This is a genomic window from Sagittula salina (assembly GCF_017813235.1).
GTDB classification, from domain to species: Bacteria; Pseudomonadota; Alphaproteobacteria; order Rhodobacterales; family Rhodobacteraceae; genus Sagittula; species Sagittula salina.
This window is the reverse complement of record NZ_JAGISH010000008.1, coordinates 158,244-175,120: the sequence shown is the minus strand read 5'-3', so window position 1 is coordinate 175,120 and position 16,877 is coordinate 158,244. Positions and strand designations below refer to the sequence as shown.

At 64.8% G+C, this 16,877-nt stretch carries 17 protein-coding genes and 1 pseudogene; 9 read left to right on the top strand and 9 right to left on the bottom strand.

From position 1 onward, the window contains the following. Positions 1-377 precede the first annotated feature (377 nt). On the top strand, positions 378-722 hold the full coding sequence (locus J5474_RS15265; protein WP_209361779.1) for a YbaB/EbfC family nucleoid-associated protein: 345 nt from the start codon (positions 378-380) through the stop codon (positions 720-722). A 37-nt stretch (positions 723-759) separates the two neighbouring features. Next, complete coding sequence (recR, locus tag J5474_RS15260; RefSeq protein WP_209361778.1) at positions 760-1,353, top strand: recombination mediator RecR; 594 nt, start codon at positions 760-762, stop codon at positions 1,351-1,353. Positions 1,354-1,708: 355 nt separating this feature from the next. On the opposite strand, the gene J5474_RS15255 is transcribed toward recR, so the two are convergent. Beyond that, positions 1,709-1,960: a hypothetical protein gene (locus J5474_RS15255; protein WP_209361777.1), complete on the bottom strand. Its 252-nt coding sequence runs from the start codon at positions 1,958-1,960 to the stop codon at positions 1,709-1,711. Positions 1,961-2,084: 124 nt separating this feature from the next. Here J5474_RS15255 and J5474_RS15250 point away from each other — a divergent pair. The 4 genes and pseudogenes from J5474_RS15250 to J5474_RS15235 form a co-directional block, all read left to right on the top strand. Then, positions 2,085-2,423 (top strand): annotated as a pseudogene (locus tag J5474_RS15250) (IS5/IS1182 family transposase); the annotation flags it as partial. Positions 2,424-2,553: 130 nt separating this feature from the next. Continuing rightward, entirely contained in the window at positions 2,554-2,883 is a 330-nt protein-coding gene (locus J5474_RS15245; protein WP_209361776.1) for a hypothetical protein, read from the top strand. 72 nt (positions 2,884-2,955) lie between these two features. Next, positions 2,956-3,432: a hypothetical protein gene (locus tag J5474_RS15240; RefSeq protein WP_209361775.1), complete on the top strand. Its 477-nt coding sequence runs from the start codon at positions 2,956-2,958 to the stop codon at positions 3,430-3,432. Between the two features lie 560 nt (positions 3,433-3,992). Further along, positions 3,993-4,889 (top strand): hypothetical protein, encoded by an 897-nt coding sequence (locus J5474_RS15235; protein WP_209361774.1) that lies wholly within the window; start codon positions 3,993-3,995, stop codon positions 4,887-4,889. An 83-nt stretch (positions 4,890-4,972) separates the two neighbouring features. Here the strand turns inward: J5474_RS15235 and J5474_RS15230 are convergent, their stop codons facing one another. Beyond that, positions 4,973-5,734, bottom strand: a complete 762-nt coding sequence (locus J5474_RS15230) for a DUF1013 domain-containing protein (RefSeq protein ID WP_209361773.1) — start codon at positions 5,732-5,734, stop codon at positions 4,973-4,975. Between the two features lie 162 nt (positions 5,735-5,896). On the opposite strand from J5474_RS15230, the gene J5474_RS15225 reads away from it, so the two are divergent. Continuing rightward, positions 5,897-6,547 (top strand): ribonuclease T2 family protein, encoded by a 651-nt coding sequence (locus J5474_RS15225; RefSeq protein ID WP_209361772.1) that lies wholly within the window; start codon positions 5,897-5,899, stop codon positions 6,545-6,547. Between the two features lie 111 nt (positions 6,548-6,658). Here J5474_RS15225 and J5474_RS15220 read toward each other — a convergent pair whose 3' ends face one another. After that, a complete protein-coding gene (locus tag J5474_RS15220; protein ID WP_209361771.1) occupies positions 6,659-7,309 on the bottom strand; it encodes a sulfotransferase family 2 domain-containing protein in 651 nt (216 codons plus the stop codon). 97 nt (positions 7,310-7,406) lie between these two features. Here J5474_RS15220 and J5474_RS15215 point away from each other — a divergent pair, with 97 nt between their 5' ends. Then, positions 7,407-9,035, top strand: coding sequence for an AMP-binding protein (locus J5474_RS15215; RefSeq protein WP_209361770.1), 1,629 nt, complete (start codon positions 7,407-7,409; stop codon positions 9,033-9,035). Between the two features lie 262 nt (positions 9,036-9,297). Continuing rightward, positions 9,298-10,314: a hypothetical protein gene (locus tag J5474_RS15210; protein ID WP_209361769.1), complete on the top strand. Its 1,017-nt coding sequence runs from the start codon at positions 9,298-9,300 to the stop codon at positions 10,312-10,314. 71 nt (positions 10,315-10,385) lie between these two features. On the opposite strand, the gene J5474_RS15205 is transcribed toward J5474_RS15210, so the two are convergent. From J5474_RS15205 to J5474_RS15180, 6 genes are all read right to left on the bottom strand, one after another. After that, positions 10,386-11,708, bottom strand: a complete 1,323-nt coding sequence (locus J5474_RS15205; RefSeq protein ID WP_209361768.1) for an SPOR domain-containing protein — start codon at positions 11,706-11,708, stop codon at positions 10,386-10,388. A 345-nt stretch (positions 11,709-12,053) separates the two neighbouring features. Beyond that, positions 12,054-12,686 (bottom strand): uracil phosphoribosyltransferase, encoded by a 633-nt coding sequence (gene upp, locus J5474_RS15200; RefSeq protein ID WP_209361767.1) that lies wholly within the window; start codon positions 12,684-12,686, stop codon positions 12,054-12,056. Then, positions 12,683-13,714, bottom strand: coding sequence for an adenosine deaminase (locus tag J5474_RS15195; protein WP_425342892.1), 1,032 nt, complete (start codon positions 13,712-13,714; stop codon positions 12,683-12,685). The genes upp and J5474_RS15195 overlap by 4 nt, the downstream gene beginning before the upstream one ends. Then, positions 13,711-14,922 (bottom strand): phosphopentomutase, encoded by a 1,212-nt coding sequence (locus J5474_RS15190; protein WP_209361766.1) that lies wholly within the window; start codon positions 14,920-14,922, stop codon positions 13,711-13,713. The genes J5474_RS15195 and J5474_RS15190 overlap by 4 nt, the downstream gene beginning before the upstream one ends. Then, complete coding sequence (locus J5474_RS15185; RefSeq protein ID WP_209361854.1) at positions 14,919-16,208, bottom strand: thymidine phosphorylase; 1,290 nt, start codon at positions 16,206-16,208, stop codon at positions 14,919-14,921. Before J5474_RS15185 ends, J5474_RS15190 begins: the two co-directional genes overlap by 4 nt. Beyond that, a complete protein-coding gene (locus J5474_RS15180; RefSeq protein ID WP_209361765.1) occupies positions 16,208-16,600 on the bottom strand; it encodes a cytidine deaminase in 393 nt (130 codons plus the stop codon). The genes J5474_RS15185 and J5474_RS15180 overlap by 1 nt, the downstream gene beginning before the upstream one ends. Positions 16,601-16,877 lie beyond the last annotated feature (277 nt).

Here is a 16,877-nt window from a genome sequence, read left to right as displayed (position 1 = left end):
TTGCCTGCTCCCTCTCTTTCGCCGCTTTCAATCTGGCAAGAGTCTGAAACAAGGGCCACGCCGCGCGCGCATGCCCCGGTACAGGGCTGGACCGATCTCCCGAAGAGGGGCGCGTCCCCCGTCGCCGCGCAGGCTGGCACTGGCGCGGATCACCCTCCGCTCTGAGTCGCGGCCCATGGCCCATGCCCCTGGTCGTCAAGACTGCGCTGAGCGCCGCTTGTGCCATCGCATGGCTGCCTGCCTCCCAATCCTGCGGGAGTTCGCCGGCCGCGACGGGTACGAAGGTCCTCCGCACTTGTCCATCCCGCTCTGCCTTGCAATAAGCCTTGCGACCTTTGGGGCCGTCTGGATCGGCCCCGCATTCGGGAGACGTAAAGATGTTCAAGGGCCTCGGACAACTTGGTGACATGGCCAAGATGATGCAGCAAGCCAAGGAAATGCAGGGCCGCGTGGTGCAGCTGCAGGAAGAGCTCAAGACCATCGTGGTCACGGGCGAAAGCGGCGCGGGCCTCGTGAAGGCGACCGCCACGGCCAAAGGCGAACTGACCGGAATCGACATCGACCCCTCGATCTTTGTTCCGTCGGAAAAGGAAGTGGCCGAGGATCTGATCCTCGCCGCGATCAAGGACGCACAGGCAAAGGCGTCGCAGCGCGCCGAAACGGAGATGAAGAAGCTCTCCGAAGAACTCGGCCTGCCGACCGACATGAAACTGCCGTTCTGAGCGGAGGACGGGCGGGGCCTCCCCGCCCGGTGACACGGTGCGCGAAAAGAACCCCATCGAGACGCTGATCGATCTGATGGCCCGCCTGCCGGGCCTCGGGCCCCGGTCTGCGCGGCGGGCGGTTCTGCACCTGATCCGCAAGCGCGGCGCGCTGCTGGCCCCCTTGGCCGAAGCCATGGCGCAAGTCGCTGCCACCGCGCGCGAATGCCTGAATTGCGGCAATGTCTCCACCGGGGACGTCTGTCCGATCTGCGCCGACGAAGCGCGTGCCAACGGCATCCTCTGCGTGGTGGAAGACGTGGCCGACCTCTGGGCGATGGAACGCGCGCAGGTCTTTCGCGGCCGCTACCACGTGCTCGGTGGCACGCTCTCGGCGCTCGACGGCATCGGCCCGGACGAACTGCGGATCCCCCGGCTAAAGGATCGCCTCGCCGCCGAGCGAGTCACGGAGGTGATCCTCGCGCTCAACGCCACCATCGACGGCCAGACCACGGCGCATTACATCGCCGACCAGCTGGAGGGGCGCGTCGCCCTGTCCTCCCTCGCCCAGGGTGTGCCCATCGGAGGCGAACTCGACTACCTCGACGACGGCACCATCACCGCCGCGCTGAACGCCCGGAAACGTTTCTGAGTTGCAGGACCGCCTGTCAGCGCGTCCGCCTCTTTACTTCCCTTGGCCCTCTTTCGGGAGACTTTGGGCGAAGCCGTCGCGGCGAAACCGCTCTCGCCCCCCCCGATTGCCGCTCGAAACTCAGATCTGTCACGGGCCCTGTAAGGGTAAGCATATAAAGTCCACTGGCACCCCGTAACCTGTTGATTTTCCGCGCCGCGCCTTTGTCGAACGCCGTTAGTTTTGTCCACTCTGATACCATATGCTGGCCATCAGACAGGCGGAGAAGCTGTTCCTCCTCAGATTACGAGTTGAAAACGACAAAGGCCGCCCAGGAGGGCGGCCTTGTTCATAGTTCAAGAGTTCGTCGTAAGAGTTAGGTCGGCACGACCTTTCCTATGTCGGAAACCAAGTAGATATCCGCGCCGACGGCTCGCCAAGGAAGCTCTGGCTTCGCACCGATCTTCTTCAGCGACTGCTTCAGTTCTTTCGCCCCTGGCCCATGTATTTCTGCGGCGCGAGCCAGCGTAGTGAACTGCGCGCCGAAATCTGTGATTGCTTCGGGAAGAAATCGGGTGATCGTGTAGTGTCCATGATCACCAGAAATCTTGTGCGATGCGAGCGACACCTCTTCCGGATAGCGATCTACGAGTTCCTACCCAGCGTCCTTGGTCAGCTTGAGGGCTGCGAACGCTTTTGTCGCAGTCATGCCCCGAAGTGCTGAGTGCGCAACCGACTTGACCTCGGAAGGGCATACCCGCCGCTGCCTCAGCGCCGTCATCGCACGCGGCGGCACGGCAATCATACCTGTCCGAAGGAACGGTCGGGCTTGGAAAGAGGACTGCCCGGCTGCCCAGGCGCGCAACGAAACCCGGCGCGCCACGCGTCACTACGGTCGGGCATTCCGGAAGCGGTGGACCGGATACCACGCCCGCAGCCGCGTGGAGGCCAAGATGCGTTGCTTGGAGGCTTTCGGCGAGCGCATCTCCGCGCGGGATCCCGTTCGCCAAACCGCCGAAATCCACATCCGGGTCGCCCTTATCAATCGCTTCAACACGCTCGGCACCGCCGAGGTCGTTCGCGTGGCATGAGCCTGAGCGGGAAAGGGTCACTCACGCCTCAGCCCGCCTTTCTGCAACAATGCTTTGTTGAAGCACCGAATGAGGTGCCGCGGGTCTTGACGCTGGCCGCTTTGGGTCAGCACCCACAAGGAGATGGCCAATGCCTCGTGACTTCCTTTCAACTCCCTCCCCCGCTGCCTTCATTCTGTCCAATGCCACTGCTCTTTGCTCGGCCGCAATGCTTTTAGGCGGCCGCGACGCTGAAGCGCGCGTGCAGCGCCTTATCGACTTCATGTGTGTTTCACCGTGCACCACCTCACATATGCGTCGTGAACTGGACGCCATGGAGAGCCTACTTGGGCTCGATCATGTTCATGACCTCGATCGGATCGAGGCCGAACGGTTCGCTGCGATCGATCCCATGAGCCCTGTCATCGAGGAAATTTGCCTATTGCTCGAAGGCCTCCGGGAGGCGCGCGCCTGGCTATAGGAGCGTCTGGCGCATTCTGTGCGCCAGCTTGACGTGCCGAAACCGCCTGGCACCGTTTACAGGAGAACACTCGTGAATTCGAATACCATTCATGCCAACGTCGAACAATCCGCTGCCCGAGCGATCGCATGCCAGCACAAATTGAGCAACGCAATCCACTCCGTGCGCGGCGCTCTGCCTCTGTCGCTTCGTTTTGCGATCGATGCTAGCTGCAAGTTGTCTGTCGAGGACCTTTTCACGCCGCATAAACTGGATACTGCGCAGGATGTGTTGGATCGCCTCAATACCCTCATTGATGATGTGGGTGGCGTGCCTGTGATCTACCACTCGGAAGAAGGTCACCCTACGAGATTGGCGGCTCTGAATTGGGACGCAGGATTGGAATCCTGTTCAATCACCTCGACGAGATGCAGCGCCACGCGTGGCTCGTCAGTGATCATCTCGCGGCCCTGGCTGTTTTCGAATGACGTAGGGGGCCCACCCTTCGGACGGTCGGCCCGGACGCCCGTTCCCGGCGCCAGCGGCATGGCCGCGGTTGCTTCGCTTTGAGTCTTGCGGAGCGCGGCGGATAGCACAGTTGACTGAGCAGGCAGAACAAGGGGCCATGGCATAGCCGTGGCCCCTTCCAATTTGGCTCGGGAACCGCTCTGAGGCTGGCTGCGCGCAGCCCGGTGAGCCTCAGAGGCCAAGACAACGCGTTCCGGCTATTCAAAGCTCATTTTAATAGCCTGAGGCCGCTAAAGTTCGGCGGAGCTTTGCGACGACCCCATGCAATCTCGTTTTTTTGAGTTTCGGTTTTGATAACTCGCTCGCAGGACCCACATTCCCTCTGAAACCAAAAGACCACCGAGAAACATCCCGGTGGTCAATAAGTGCTTTAACAATGGTCAAAACTTCAGGCTTAATGGACTGGAATTGCTCTCAGTCACAGGCCCGTCGCCCCTCCGCCCCCGTTAACCAGAGTTGAACCCCGCAGCGCCTACCGTACCGCCAGCCCTTCGCTCGGCATTCGTGCAACAACCGCGTGGAACCTGCGCCTGGTCCCTTGTCCTGCGTTGGCAATAGGTACACCTGTGCTGCAAGTCACCGCCGCTCCCGGGACGCTGCTCATGAAATTGCTCGCCGCCACAGCCTTCGCGCTCCTGCCCCTTGCCGCCGCAGCCCAGGCGGTCGACCCCGCGACCCTGTCGCAAAGCGACCTGCTGGGCCGCGAGATCGGCTTCGGCCTTGCCAGCAGCGCGCTGGACGCGCAGCGCCCCGGCATCTGGACCATGGGCAGCACCGCCAGAACGGTGGCCTCGCCGCCGGCTGCGCAGTCGTCGGATGTGCTGCGGCGCAACGCCGTTGCGGGCTACGGCTTCGGTCAGAGCGGCGTTTCCGCCTTCCTCGGCTACGGGCAGGCCGCCAGTGACCTGTCGAACGACCGCGAAGAGGCGCGCATCCGATCCTACTTCCTCGGACTTGCTTACGCCGGCGAAACGCCACACATGCGCTACGGTGCCACCGCCTACGTCGGCCGAAGCCACAATGTCGTCGACGCGCCCGACGCCCTGACCGGCAGCGCCGATCATGACGGGCGCCTCACGGGCTTGAGCGGCCGCATCACCACACAGCTATCCGGCACGCCGCAGAAAGGCGTAGACCTGACGATTCAGGGCGATCTGCTGCGTCACGAAACCCGCGACTTCACCGTGACGGGTTACGGTGGCCAAACAGTGGGCGCCCGCGAAAGCACCGCCTCCCGCCTTCGCGCGGAGCTGGGGATGCCCATGCAGCTGCGCGGATGGTCGCTGCGCCCCTATGCGGCCATGGGTCTTTACGGTGGCAATCAGGATGATCTGAACGTCGGCACCGCCACAATCGGCGCAAGCGATGCGTTTGGGACGACGCAATTCAGCCTCGGCACCGGCTTTGCCGCGCGAAACGGCGTTGGCGGCCGCGTGGAGATGTCGGTGGACAAGCAGGGCGAGGCCGGCGCCTTGGCAGGGATCGGCTTCCACTTCTGACGCAATTCTGATGCCGCAACCCCTGCGGAAACAAAAGGACGGCCCCGCAGGACCGCCCCTCTGTTGTCGCGCGGGGATACCGTTCAGGGACGGTCATCCTCCTCATCGTCCTTCGACTCGCCAGGCAAGTTGAAGAAGCTGTCCGCGTCGAGATAGTTGTTGTCGTCCTTCTCGTCCTCGTCGTCATCGCCGCGCGGATCGGAGAAGGAGAAGTTCTCCAGACCTTCCATGTTCGACGGCAGGCGCTGCTCGTTGGAATCCATCCCGAGGCTCTGCTCGGTCGACACCAGCTTGCGGCGCTCGTCGTCGGTCATGACGCGTTCCATGTCCTTCGCGGCCTTGGCCACGGCGGCGTCCAGTTCGGTCTGCTTGCACAAACCCAGCGCCACCGGGTCGATCGGCTGCATGTTCTGGATGTTCCAGTGCGTGCGCTCCCGGATCGACTGGATGGTAGGCTTCGTGGTCCCGACCAGCTTCGCGATCTGGCTGTCGGTCAGTTCGGGGTGGAACTTCACCAGCCAGAGGATGGAATTCGGGCGATCCTGCCGCTTTGACAGGGGCGTGTAACGCGGGCCACGGCGCTTATCCTCGTCCCGTGCGGCGGGGTTGAATTTAACCTTCATCCTGTAGAGCGAATCCTTTTCCGCCCGGTCGATTTCGGCTTGCTCGAGCTGGTTGTTGGCAACCGGGTCGAAGCCCTTCACGCCCACCGCAACGTCACCGTCGGCAATGCCCTGTATCTCAAGCTCGTGAAAGCCGGTGAAATCGGCGATCTGCTTGAAGCTCAGCGTCGTGTTGTCCACCAGCCAGACGGCGGTCGCCTTGGGATGCAGCAGCTTGGACATCTCTCATTCTCCTATGCACTGACGAACGGCCATGGTTTCTCCGCCCCCCGAAACCGCCTTTGAGGGGCCTCGGGATGCCTCGGAGGGGCTCCGGGGCGGGTTACCGTTGTCGGGAAACTCCGGGGCTATATAGTGCCGCACAACCAAAAAGGAAACGGAAAAATGCGCCGCCTTGTCACCGCCTGCCTGCTCGCCAGCGCCCTCCTGTCGGCCTTCGTCGGCCACGCCGTCCGGGCGGATGGCGAGGAATCCGGCACCTTCGACTACTACGTGATGTCGCTGAGCTGGTCGCCCAACTGGTGTGCGCTGGAAGGCGACGCGCGTCATTCCGAACAGTGCGATGACGATTTCGGCTGGGTGCTGCACGGGCTCTGGCCGCAGTACCACCGCGGCTGGCCCGCCTATTGTCCGACGGTGGAACAGGCCCCTGCCCGCCACATGACCGCCGGAATGGCGGACATCATGGGCACCTCAGGTCTGGCCTGGCATCAGTGGAAGAAACACGGAGTCTGCTCCGGCCTGTCCGCCAGCCGCTACTACGCGCTCTCACGCCAGGCTTACAGCTCAATCGCTCGACCGGAGGTCTTCCGCAAGCTCGACAGCGCGGTGAAACTGCCCGCCGCCGTGGTCGAAGAAGCCTTCATGAAAGCCAACCCCGCGCTGGAGCGCGACATGATTACCGTCACCTGTAAGAGCGGCTACATCCAGGAAGTCCGCATCTGCCTGTCGAGGGACCTTTCCCCCGTCCCCTGCGGCCGCGACACGGTAAGAGATTGCCGAATGAAGGACGCCCTCTTCGAGCCCATCCGCTAGCCGCCCTCAAACCCGGCGAACGCCCCCCCCGTTTCTTCTTGGCAAAATACTCCTGGGGGTGCGGGGGCGGAGCCCCAGCCGGACGCCCTGGCCCCGCCAAGGCGAAACCTCTCAGAACCGATAGCCGAAGCGCATCACGTCCTCGCGGCAGATACGGTCCACCACCTCCGCCGTCTGGTCGGTGTAATACATCCGGTAATCCGGGTGCCGGACCGAACGGTTCAGGTGCCCGATCCCCGGCACAAACCCCAAGTGATCCTCCAGCAGATCCATGTCGTTGCGCCAATGCTCAAGCCGGATGTACTGGTTGCAGCGCCCCTCCCCCGTCCAGTCCTGTACGTAGCTGGAATAGGGATTGAATGTCATCGCCTGCGCGGTGAAAGGGTGCTTCACGAAATCGCCGAAGGTCATCATCTGCGCCAGCCTGACCTGACTGTGGTCGAAGGTCTGCGCCCTGAGCCAGTGGTAGTAGCTCACCATCCGGTCCCACGGGTTGCGCACGAAGGTGAAGACAAAGTAATCGCGCACCTCGGACTCTCCCACCACGCCTTCGATGTCCTTCAGTGTCGAATGCTTCCACAACCGTCCCGCCGCCTGTGCTTGCAGCTTCTTAACCCGTGGGCGGCGTTTCTTCGCCTTGGGCGTGTCTCCGATCAGGATGTCACCACGCATGGCGCGTGCCTCCAGCGCCGAGGCCATGGAGGTGCCACCGGTCTTCGGAATATGGACAAAGATGTAGCGGCGACCGGGGGAAATTATCATCTGAAAGTGGCTCCTGCTTTCCCCGACACGAAATCCCCCTTTTCCTTCGACGTCAACTCGCGCAATAAAGTTGCGCAGGTAACGCAGGGAGGATGCCATGGGCTGGCTGAAGGATGAAACCGGACTGGAGAAATGCGCGGCCAACTTCGTGCCGCTGACCCCGCTGTCCTTCCTGACCCGAGCGGTGCAGATCTGGCCGGACCATCCGGCACTGGTTTACGGGCAGACCCGCCGCAGCTACGCCGAATACACCGCGCGGATCACGCGCCTTGCCTCGGCGCTGGCAAAGGCCGGAGTGGCGCCCGGCGACGTGGTGGCGACAATCCTGCCAAACATCCCCGCGCAGGCGGAGGCGCACTTCGGCGTACCCGCTTGCGGCGCGGTTCTGAACACGATCAACACCCGGCTCGACGTCGATACCATCGCCTATATCCTCGACCACGGCGAAGCGAAGGTCGTGCTGGTCGACCCGCAGTTTCTGCCGGTACTGGCACAGGCGCTGGAGCGGATGGAGGGGGAGGCTCCCGCGATCATCGAAGTGGCTGACGACCAGGCGGGCGTTCACGCGGGCGGGCAGTATACCGAATACGAAGCTTTCCTCGCCACGGGCGACGAAGGTTTCGACTGGATCATGCCGCAGGACGAATGGGAGAGCATCGCGCTCAACTACACCTCCGGCACCACGGGGCAGCCGAAGGGTGTAGTCTACCACCATCGCGGCGCCTACCTGAACGCCATGGGGCAGGTTCTGTCCTGGCGGATGGTACTGCACCCCGTCTACCTGACCATCGTGCCGCTGTTTCACTGCAACGGTTGGTGTCACACATGGATGATGCCTTCGGTCGGGGGCACCGTGGTCTGCTGTCGCGACATCCGCGCCGACGCGATCTATGATGCCATCGCCGATGAGGGCGTGACGCATTTCGGCGGCGCGCCCATCGTGCTGAACACGCTCATCAACGCACCCGAGGACCAGCGACGCGCCTTCGATCAGGTGGTGGAGGTCTTCACCGCTGGAGCGCCCCCCGCCCCCGCCACGCTGGCGGCAATCGAACCCATGGGCTTCAACATCACCCACGTCTACGGTCTGACCGAGACCTACGGCCCCGGCACCGAATGCACCTGGCAGTCGAAGTGGGAGCCGATGCAGGGCGACGCGCGCGCTGCGCAGAAGTCGCGGCAGGGCGTCGCCATGCCCTTCCTCGAACCGATGGACGTCTGGGACGACGAAGGCCGCCCGGTGGCGCGCGATGGGGCGGCAAGGGGCGAAATCGTCTTTCGCGGCAACGGCGTGATGAAGGGATACCTCAAGAACCCCCGGGCCACGCGGGAGGCCTTCGCCGGGGGCGTCTTCCACTCCGGTGATATCGCGGTGATGTACCCGGACAATTACCTGAAAATCGCGGACCGGGCGAAGGACATCATCATCTCGGGCGGGGAGAACATATCCTCGGTGGAGGTCGAGGGCGTGCTCATGGCGCACCCGGCGGTGCTGCTCTGTGCCGTGGTGGCGAAGCCGGACGAGAAGTGGGGCGAGGTGCCTTGCGCCTTTGTCGAGTTGAAGGACGGACGCTCGGCTACGGCGGAAGATCTGATCGCACACGCCCGTGAGAGGCTCGCCGGATTCAAGTGTCCGAAGGCTGTGGTGTTCCGGGAATTGCCGAAGACCTCGACAGGCAAGATTCAGAAGTTCGAGCTGCGCAAGCTGGCGGCGGAGATGTCATGAACCGGTTGAAGATATAGGGCGGGCATCTTCAGGCCCTATCCGACACCGTAAAGAAGACCCGGCCAATGTGGTGCCAGCAGTTTCGGATCGCTGCGCGATCCGACCGGCCCCCCATCGCGGTGTTTTTGAACCAAAGAAGCAGAGGCGCGGACCCGTGGTTTAGCGCGTGCCGGGAGCCTGGCGGGCAGGCATGTTGCCAGATTGCACCCGCTCCGGGCGGCGTGCTATCGTTTCGCGCGCAACAGAGGCAGAGCAGCCCCGCATGACGGCATTGACCAAGTTTCAACGGCTCGAGGCAACCGGCCTCTGGCGCCCCGATGCGGAGGCGCAGCGCCGTGAGGTCATCGTGTCGCTGGGGGACGCCACGCTGACCATGAGCTCTACCGCCGGAGACATTCTGGCGCATTGGTCGCTGGGCGCGGTCCAACGGTCGAACGGCCATGCGCTGCCCGCGATCTACCATCCCGAGGGTGCCCCCGAAGAGACCCTGGAACTGGGGGCGGATGAGACCGAGATGATCGCGGGCCTCGACCGCTTGCTGAGGGCCATAGACCGGCGGAGGCCGCGGCCGGGGAAACTGCGCTTTATCGTTACGGGTTCGGCAGTGGCGCTGGGGCTGGTTCTGGCGGTCTTCTGGTTGCCCGGCGCGCTGGCAAGCTATGCTACCACCGTCGTGCCACAGGTGAAACGGGCCGAGATCGGCGCGCGCCTCCTGAGCCATGTCACCCGCCTGACCGGACAGGCCTGCAACGCTTCCGAGGCCCGTGAACCGTTGCGGCGGTTTTCACAGCGTATCCAGCAGGGAGGCAGCGTCGTGGTCCTGCCCGGCGGCAGTTTCACCAGCGCGCATTTGCCGGGCAGCATTATCCTGCTCAATCGCCGCGTGGTAGAGGATCACGACGATCCCGACGTGGCGGCGGGCTTTGCGCTGGTGGAAAGCATGCGGGTCAGGGCCAGCGATCCCCTGGGCGATCTTCTGGCGCACGCGGGGCTTATCGCCTCGCTGCGGTTGCTGACCACCGGAGAGATGCCAGACAGCGCGCTCGACGCCTACGCGGAACATGTCATGACCCATCCGCAGCCCGCGCCGCATGTGGAGAACCTGCTGGAGGCCTTTGCCAAGGCGGAACTGCGCACGTCGCCCTACGCCTACGCGGTGGATGGGACCGGCGAGTCCACCTTGCCGTTGATCGAGGCGGACCCGCGCCGCATCGAGGGATCACGCATGGTATTGTCGGATGCCGACTGGGTCCGGTTGCAGGCGATCTGCAACGGCTGACGACCCCATCCCTCAGAGCGAAACCCGCGCGCCGGGGTGGCACGCGGGTCATGTATTGTTTTTGGCGCCGTTCAGCGCAGGTAGGCGCTGGTATAGCCCGCCCCGTGCACCGCCGAGAGTGCCGAGTGCAGCGCCGCGGCGGAGCCGTAGGGTCCCACGCGCAGCCGTTGCATGGAAGCGTCGCCCCGCGTGATCGTCGCCGCCTTTACCGGCAAGCCTGCCGCCGCGAGGCGCGCCGCTGCCGCCTGCGCCTTGGCCCGGGTGGTGAAAACGCCGATCTCCACGTAGCCGCCAGTGGGGGCGGGCTGCGCGCTGCGGGTGGAGAGCACGTCTGTACGGTAGACTGACTGCTCCGCGTAGGCCATCCGCACCTCGGCGGGCGGGTATCCCTGCGTGGCGCGATAGGCGACGGCGAGCGGCTTGACTTCGTGACGGTATTTGGTGGTCCAGAGGTTTTTCGGGAAGGGCTGGCGCGGGTTTGCCTGGCTGATCAGGCGGCGCGGCACCTGATTGGACCAGACCTCTTGCGTGTCCATGTAGCCCTGCACCGTCTGGATCGCCCTGTAGGGGTTCAGGCGGTCGTCCTCCCAGGCAGGCTTGTAGCCTGCCGGAACCGAAGCGATCTGCGCGTCGCGCGCCTCGTAGACCTTCCGCGGCACGATGCGGGTCTGCGGCGACAACGCCGAGTCCTCCCACGAGCTGCGGTTGTAGTAGACGTTCTTGCCGGGTCCGGGAGCCTCGCCCCGGCGGACGATGGTCACATGCGACTTTGTCTGCGGCCCGCAGCGGATCGGCGTGCCACCGCTGCTGTTGCGACCGGCGGCGCAGGCTTCCTGTACCGGAATGCGCGCGCGCGCGGTGGAGGCGGTGGGGCTGGGCGCCGTGGTGGCGGGCATCCGGCGTACAACGCGCGGCGGTTCCGCATAGGCTGGTTTCGAGACGGGAGCCTTGATGACCACGGGTGCCCGGGGCGGCGTGGTCGTGCGGCGGACTACTGGCTGCGGCGTCGCGCGCACGGGGGCGACGGCTGTCCGGGCCGGTGCCGCGACCGGAGCGGGTTCCGGTTTCGGGGCCATGGTGATCTGGACCGGAGCGGGCGCGGTGGCCACGCGTTGCGGCGCGGGGGCCGTGGCCTGCACCGTCGCGCTGCCACCAAAGGTCGGCGTCTGACCGCAAAGCTGCTTGCGCTGGCGGGTCACACGCGGCACCCAGTTCACCAACCCGTCAAAGCCCGCCCGGACAAAGACGCATCCGGCGTTATCCACAAATTGCCGCCCTTGATAGTCCTTGGGCGGAAAGTTCGCGGGAATGGCGTTCTGCGCGCTGGCAGCCCCACCGAGCCCGGCAAGGTAGGTTACAATCGTGGCACAAAGCGCCAGTTTATTTATCGTCATGTCTGCCCCCACAGATGTACATCGCACCTTGTCCGATCAGCTTTGACCTGTAAAGCTTTGAGAACCTTGGCGTTGACAAGAATCCACTGGACTCCTGTGAATAAACTAGCGGTGGTATCCGCCAGTGCCAGAATCGCCTTATTTTGGGCCGCAGATAAAGGCGTCTGGTGGAAACGATCTATTTCCTCACCCCCCGTGGACGCACCGCGGCAAGGCCCTAAGTCCGTTGCGGCAACGGGAACAGCTTTCGATTCTGACGGGGAACCTCGGGGCCAATCACCGGCCGCCTCGAAGAAACCAGCGGTTTGACCCGCTGGCTTTATGCGTTTCACCACCACAGAGGCGTTATTTCGTGCCGAACATCCGGTCGCCCGCATCGCCAAGACCGGGAACGATGTAGCCCTTCTCGTTCAGCTTCTCGTCCAGCGCGGCGGTCACCACGGGGACGTCGGGGTGCGCCTCCTTCATGCGGGCGACGCCTTCGGGCGCGGCCAGCAGGCAGAGGAAACGGATGTCTTTCGCGCCCGCCGCCTTAACCATGTCGATGGCCGCGGCAGAGGAGTTGCCCGTCGCCAGCATCGGGTCCACCACGATGGTCACGCGGTCCCCGAGGTTGGCCGGGAGTTTGTTGTAATACTCAACTGGCTGGAGCGTTTCCTCGTCGCGGTAAAGCCCGATAAAGCCCACGCGCGCCGCCGGAATCAGTTCCAGGATACCATCCAGCAGGCCGTTGCCCGCGCGCAGGATCGATACCAGCGCCAGCTTCTTGCCCTCGATCATGGGGGCATCCATCGCCATCAGCGGGGTCTCGATGCGCACGTCGGTCATCGGCAGTTCGCGCGTGACCTCATAGGCCAGAAGGTGGCTGATCTCGCGCAGCAACTGGCGGAAGGAGGCGGTGGAGGTCTCCTTGTTTCGCATGATCGACAGCTTGTGCTGCACAAGGGGGTGGTCGACGATGGTGAGGTGGTCGGTCATGGCTGCTCCAGTCGCTTGGCGATCGCGCTGCGGGTGGCCTCGTCGCAGAAGGCCGCCCCGATGGCGATGCGATTCAGGTCTCGGAAGTCCTCTTCGCCCCAGCGGAAGGTCTTCGCAAGCGCTTCGTACTCCTTCCGCATGGTCGTGTGGAAGAACGGCGGGTCATCGGTGGAGATCGTGACCGGCACGCCCGCCTTGCGCAATTTGGCGATCGGGTGTTGGTCCAGCGACGGAAAAACACCGAGAAAAACGTTGGAGCCGGGACAGACCTCAAGTGTGACGCCGCGCTCGGCCAGCATCTCCAGCAAGGCCGGGTCGGTATGCGCGTTGACGCCATGACCGATGCGTTCGACGCCGAGATCCTCCACCGCCTCGCGCACCTCCGACGGGCCGTTCCACTCGCCCGCGTGGGTGGTCAGTTGCAGGCCCGCCTCGCGCGCGCAATCGAAGGCCCAGGAGAAATCGCGCTGGCGGCCCTTCTTCTCATCCCCGCCCATGCCGAAGCCGGTGATGAAATCGCCCGCCGTCTCCGCCGCGCAACAGGCTGTATCCCGCGCCTGATCTGAGCCAAAGTGGCGGATGCAGGTGATGACGCCGCGCAGGGTGATGCCCAGGTCGCGTTCGGCGACGGTCGCCGCTTCGCGGATCGCGTGCAGGTATTCCTTCCACGCCGCCACATCGCCACCGCCGCAAAAGTCCGGCGAAAGGAAGGTTTCCTGGTAGACCACGCCGTTCGCCGCGCTTTCCTCCAGCACGGCGGTACAGAGGCGGGCAAAGTCCTCCGGGCTTTTCAGGACGGATGTCGCCGCCTCGTAGACCTCGAGAAAGTGCCAGAAGTCGCGGTAGTCATATGACCCGTCGGGCCGGAAGATCCGTGACAGATCGACCTTTTTTTCCTTCGCAAGGCCACGGATGAAGGCGGGCGGGGCCATGCCTTCGAAATGGGTGTGAAGCTCGACCTTGGGTAGATGCACGATGGCGTGCAGCTCTTCTTCGGTCAGGGGGGCGTCGGGGTCTCTGTCACTCACAGGAAGCTCCTTCCGGGGCCTTGGGCAGGCACGTTCAGATGCGCGGCGATGGAGGCCGCCACATCGGCAAAACCGATTTGGCCGAGGCTGCCCTGCCCCGCGCCATGCACCAGCACCGGCACGCGTTCGCGCGTGTGGTCGGTACCGATCCAGGTGGGATCGTTGCCGTGGTCGGCGGTAATGATCAGCAAGTCGCCCTTGCGCAGTTTCGGCAACAGGCGCCCAAGGCAGGCGTCGAACCATTCGAGGTGCCGGGCATATCCCGAGACATCGCGGCGATGGCCATACAGGCTGTCGAACTCGACGAAGTTGGCAAAGGTCAGGCTGCCATCGGACCGGGAGTCCACCGCCTCGAAGAGGTGGTCCATCAGCGCCGCGTCCGCGCCTTTCGCCACCGTGTCGATGCCGGTCATGGAGAAGATGTCGCCGATCTTGCCGATGGCATGGACCCGGCGTCCCGCGTCCTGCACCCAGTTGGTCAGGACCGGGCCAGGTGGCAGGATGGCGTAATCGTGACGGTTCGTCGTACGGGTGTAGCGGCCCGGCTCGCCCACAAAGGGACGCGCGATGACGCGGCCGACCTTCATGGCGTGCAGCATCGGCGCGAGGTCTTCGCAAAGCTTGTAGAGCCGGTCGAGGCCGAAGTGCTCCTCATGCGCGGCGATCTGGAACACGCTGTCGGCAGAGGTGTAGCAGATCGGGCGGCCGGTGCGGACGTGTTCCTTGCCGAAGCGGTCGATCATGACCGTGCCGGAGCCGTGACAGTTGCCGAGGATGCCGTCGCTGCCCGCGAGGTCGCAGACCCGTCGCACGAGGTCGTCGGGGAAGGCTGGCTCCGCCTTCGGGAAGTAATGCCAGTCCCACGGCACCGGCAGCCCGGCCAGTTCCCAGTGGCCGGAGGGCGTGTCCTTGCCGATGGAGGTCTCCGTCGCGGCCCCCCAGCGCCCGGAGGCCTGCGCCGGCGGCATGGCAGCGCGCCCGGCCCCGCTGGCCAGATCGGCGGCGTGGTAAAGGCCCAGCCCCGCCAGCACCGGCAGGTGCAGCGGGCCGCTGCGCCCCTCCTCTGCCTGCCCCGCCGCACAGACGTCATGGATGTGGCCCAGCGTATCCGCGCCCGTGTCGGGTGTGCCGTCGTTGAAGAACGCGCCCGCGTCCGGCGCGCCGCCGATGCCCACGGAATCCATCACCACGAGAAAAGCCCGGGTCATGCCACCCGCTCCAACACCAGCGGGCGCGGCGCGGGCGCCCCGCCCATGAGGATCGCGGCGCGGACTACGGCCTCGGCCTCGTCGGCCTGGCTTTCGCGGGCGGCGTGCACACGGGCAAGCGGCTGGCCTTTTTCCACGCGCGTGCCCAGCCGGACGACCTCCGTCAGGCCGACCGCCGGGTTGATCACATCGGATTCCACCCGACGTCCGCCGCCTAGGTCGACCACCGCCAGCCCCAGCGCCTCGCCGTCGATGCGCGCCACAGTCCCCGCCTCCTTGGCGGCGATCTCGCGGATCACGGGCGCCTCCGGCAGGAAACGGCGCCAGTCCTGAACAAAGTCCATCGGCCCGCCAAGTTCATAAACCATGCGCCCGAAGCGTTCTGCCGCAGCACCGGAAGCCAGTGCGGTTTCCAGTTTTGCCGCGCCGCCGTCGATCCCGGCGGTCTTCAGCAATTCCGCGCCCAGCGTGATGCTCAGATCCCGCAGGGGGCCGGAACGTGCCCCGGTCAGCACCTCCATGCAGAGGTCGACCTCCAGCGCGTTGCCGAGAGAGGGCACCAGCGGCTGGTCCATGTCGGTGATCAGCGCCGAGGTCGGGCAACCGGCGGCATTCGCCGTGCCCACCAGCGCCCGCGCCAGCGCGCGGGCCTCCTCCCGGGTTTTCATGAAGGCACCAGAGCCGCATTTCACGTCCAGCACCAGCGAATGCAGCCCGGCGGCGAGCTTCTTTGACAGGATGGAGGCGGTGATGAGATCAAGGCTTTCGACCGTGCCGGAAATGTCGCGGATCGCATAAAGACGCTTGTCGGCGGGCGCGATGTCGGCGGAGGCGCTGACGATGGCGCAGCCCACGTCGGCCACGATCTGCCGCAGACGGTCCTCGTCGGGGCTGACGCCGTAACCGGGGATCGCCTCGAGTTTGTCCAGAGTGCCGCCGGTATGGCCCAGCCCCCGCCCCGAGATCATCGGCACGTAGACGCCGCAGTCGGCCAGCATGGGCGCGAGCACGAGGCTCACGCAGTCACCGACGCCGCCGGTGGAATGCTTGTCCACGACCGGGCCGGGGAGGTCCCAGTCGAGCACATGGCCGGAATCGCGCATGGCAAGGGTCAGCGCCACGCGTCCTGCCTCGGACAATCCGCGCAGGCAGACGCCCATGGCAAAGGCTCCCCCCTGCGCATCGCTCACGCCTCCGTCGGCGAGTCCTTCGGCGAACCACGTCAGTTCTTCGGGGCTCGGTTCCTCTCCGCGCCTGAGGTGCGCGATGACGGCGCGGGCGTCCATCATGCGCGGTCCATGTGATCGTTGCTAAAGGCGCCCGGCAGCAGGTCCGCCACAGTGGTTTCGAAGACCGCACCGTCGAGCGTGGCCAGCGTGACCTTTGCGCCCGGCTTGCCGAATTCCATCAGCTTCTGGCGGCAGCCACCGCAGGGCGGCACCGGGTGCGGGCTATCCGCGATGACACAGACCTCTGCGAACTCCGTTTCGCCCGCCGCGACCATGGCGGCGATCGCGCCGGCCTCGGCACAGGTGCCCTCGGGGTAAGCGACATTCTCCACGTTGCAGCCGACAAAGACTTCGCCCGATGGCGTCTTCAGCGCCGCTCCCACCTTGAAATGCGAATAGGGCGCGTAGGCGTTTTCGCGCACCGCGCGGGCAGCATCGGCCAGGGACATGGATGACTCCTTCGTTGAGGGTCTTGTTGGTTCAGGGTCGCGCCATGGTGAAAGCGCGCCGCCGCATTTGCAAGCCCGTCCTCGGGGAAAGCGGCGGGCGCTCGGGGCTTGATTAACCCCCCCGTCGCGCCCAGCCTGCAGGTGAGGAGAATCGCAACCACAGCCCGCGCAGCAAGGCGGATCGGCCCGATAACCGCCCCACGCACTTGGCAAGGCATGGCCTGCCCTGTTATCGCCGGACCCACAGGCACCAAACACATGGTTTAACGCTAAACCA

Coding starts and splice junctions, on each gene's coding strand:
- J5474_RS15235 (WP_209361774.1), top strand. CDS start 3,993: ATGAAATTGCTCGCCGCCACAGCCTTCGCGCTCCTGCCCCTTGCCGCC.
- J5474_RS15215 (WP_209361770.1), top strand. CDS start 7,407: ATGGGCTGGCTGAAGGATGAAACCGGACTGGAGAAATGCGCGGCCAAC.
- J5474_RS15220 (WP_209361771.1), bottom strand. CDS start 7,309: ATGATAATTTCCCCCGGTCGCCGCTACATCTTTGTCCATATTCCGAAG.
- J5474_RS15185 (WP_209361854.1), bottom strand. CDS start 16,208: ATGGACGCCCGCGCCGTCATCGCGCACCTCAGGCGCGGAGAGGAACCG.
- J5474_RS15190 (WP_209361766.1), bottom strand. CDS start 14,922: ATGACCCGGGCTTTTCTCGTGGTGATGGATTCCGTGGGCATCGGCGGC.
- J5474_RS15180 (WP_209361765.1), bottom strand. CDS start 16,600: ATGTCCCTGGCCGATGCTGCCCGCGCGGTGCGCGAAAACGCCTACGCG.
- J5474_RS15225 (WP_209361772.1), top strand. CDS start 5,897: ATGCGCCGCCTTGTCACCGCCTGCCTGCTCGCCAGCGCCCTCCTGTCG.
- J5474_RS15205 (WP_209361768.1), bottom strand. CDS start 11,708: ATGACGATAAATAAACTGGCGCTTTGTGCCACGATTGTAACCTACCTT.
- upp (WP_209361767.1), bottom strand. CDS start 12,686: ATGACCGACCACCTCACCATCGTCGACCACCCCCTTGTGCAGCACAAG.
- J5474_RS15230 (WP_209361773.1), bottom strand. CDS start 5,734: ATGTCCAAGCTGCTGCATCCCAAGGCGACCGCCGTCTGGCTGGTGGAC.
- J5474_RS15210 (WP_209361769.1), top strand. CDS start 9,298: ATGACGGCATTGACCAAGTTTCAACGGCTCGAGGCAACCGGCCTCTGG.
- J5474_RS15265 (WP_209361779.1), top strand. CDS start 378: ATGTTCAAGGGCCTCGGACAACTTGGTGACATGGCCAAGATGATGCAG.
- J5474_RS15245 (WP_209361776.1), top strand. CDS start 2,554: ATGCCTCGTGACTTCCTTTCAACTCCCTCCCCCGCTGCCTTCATTCTG.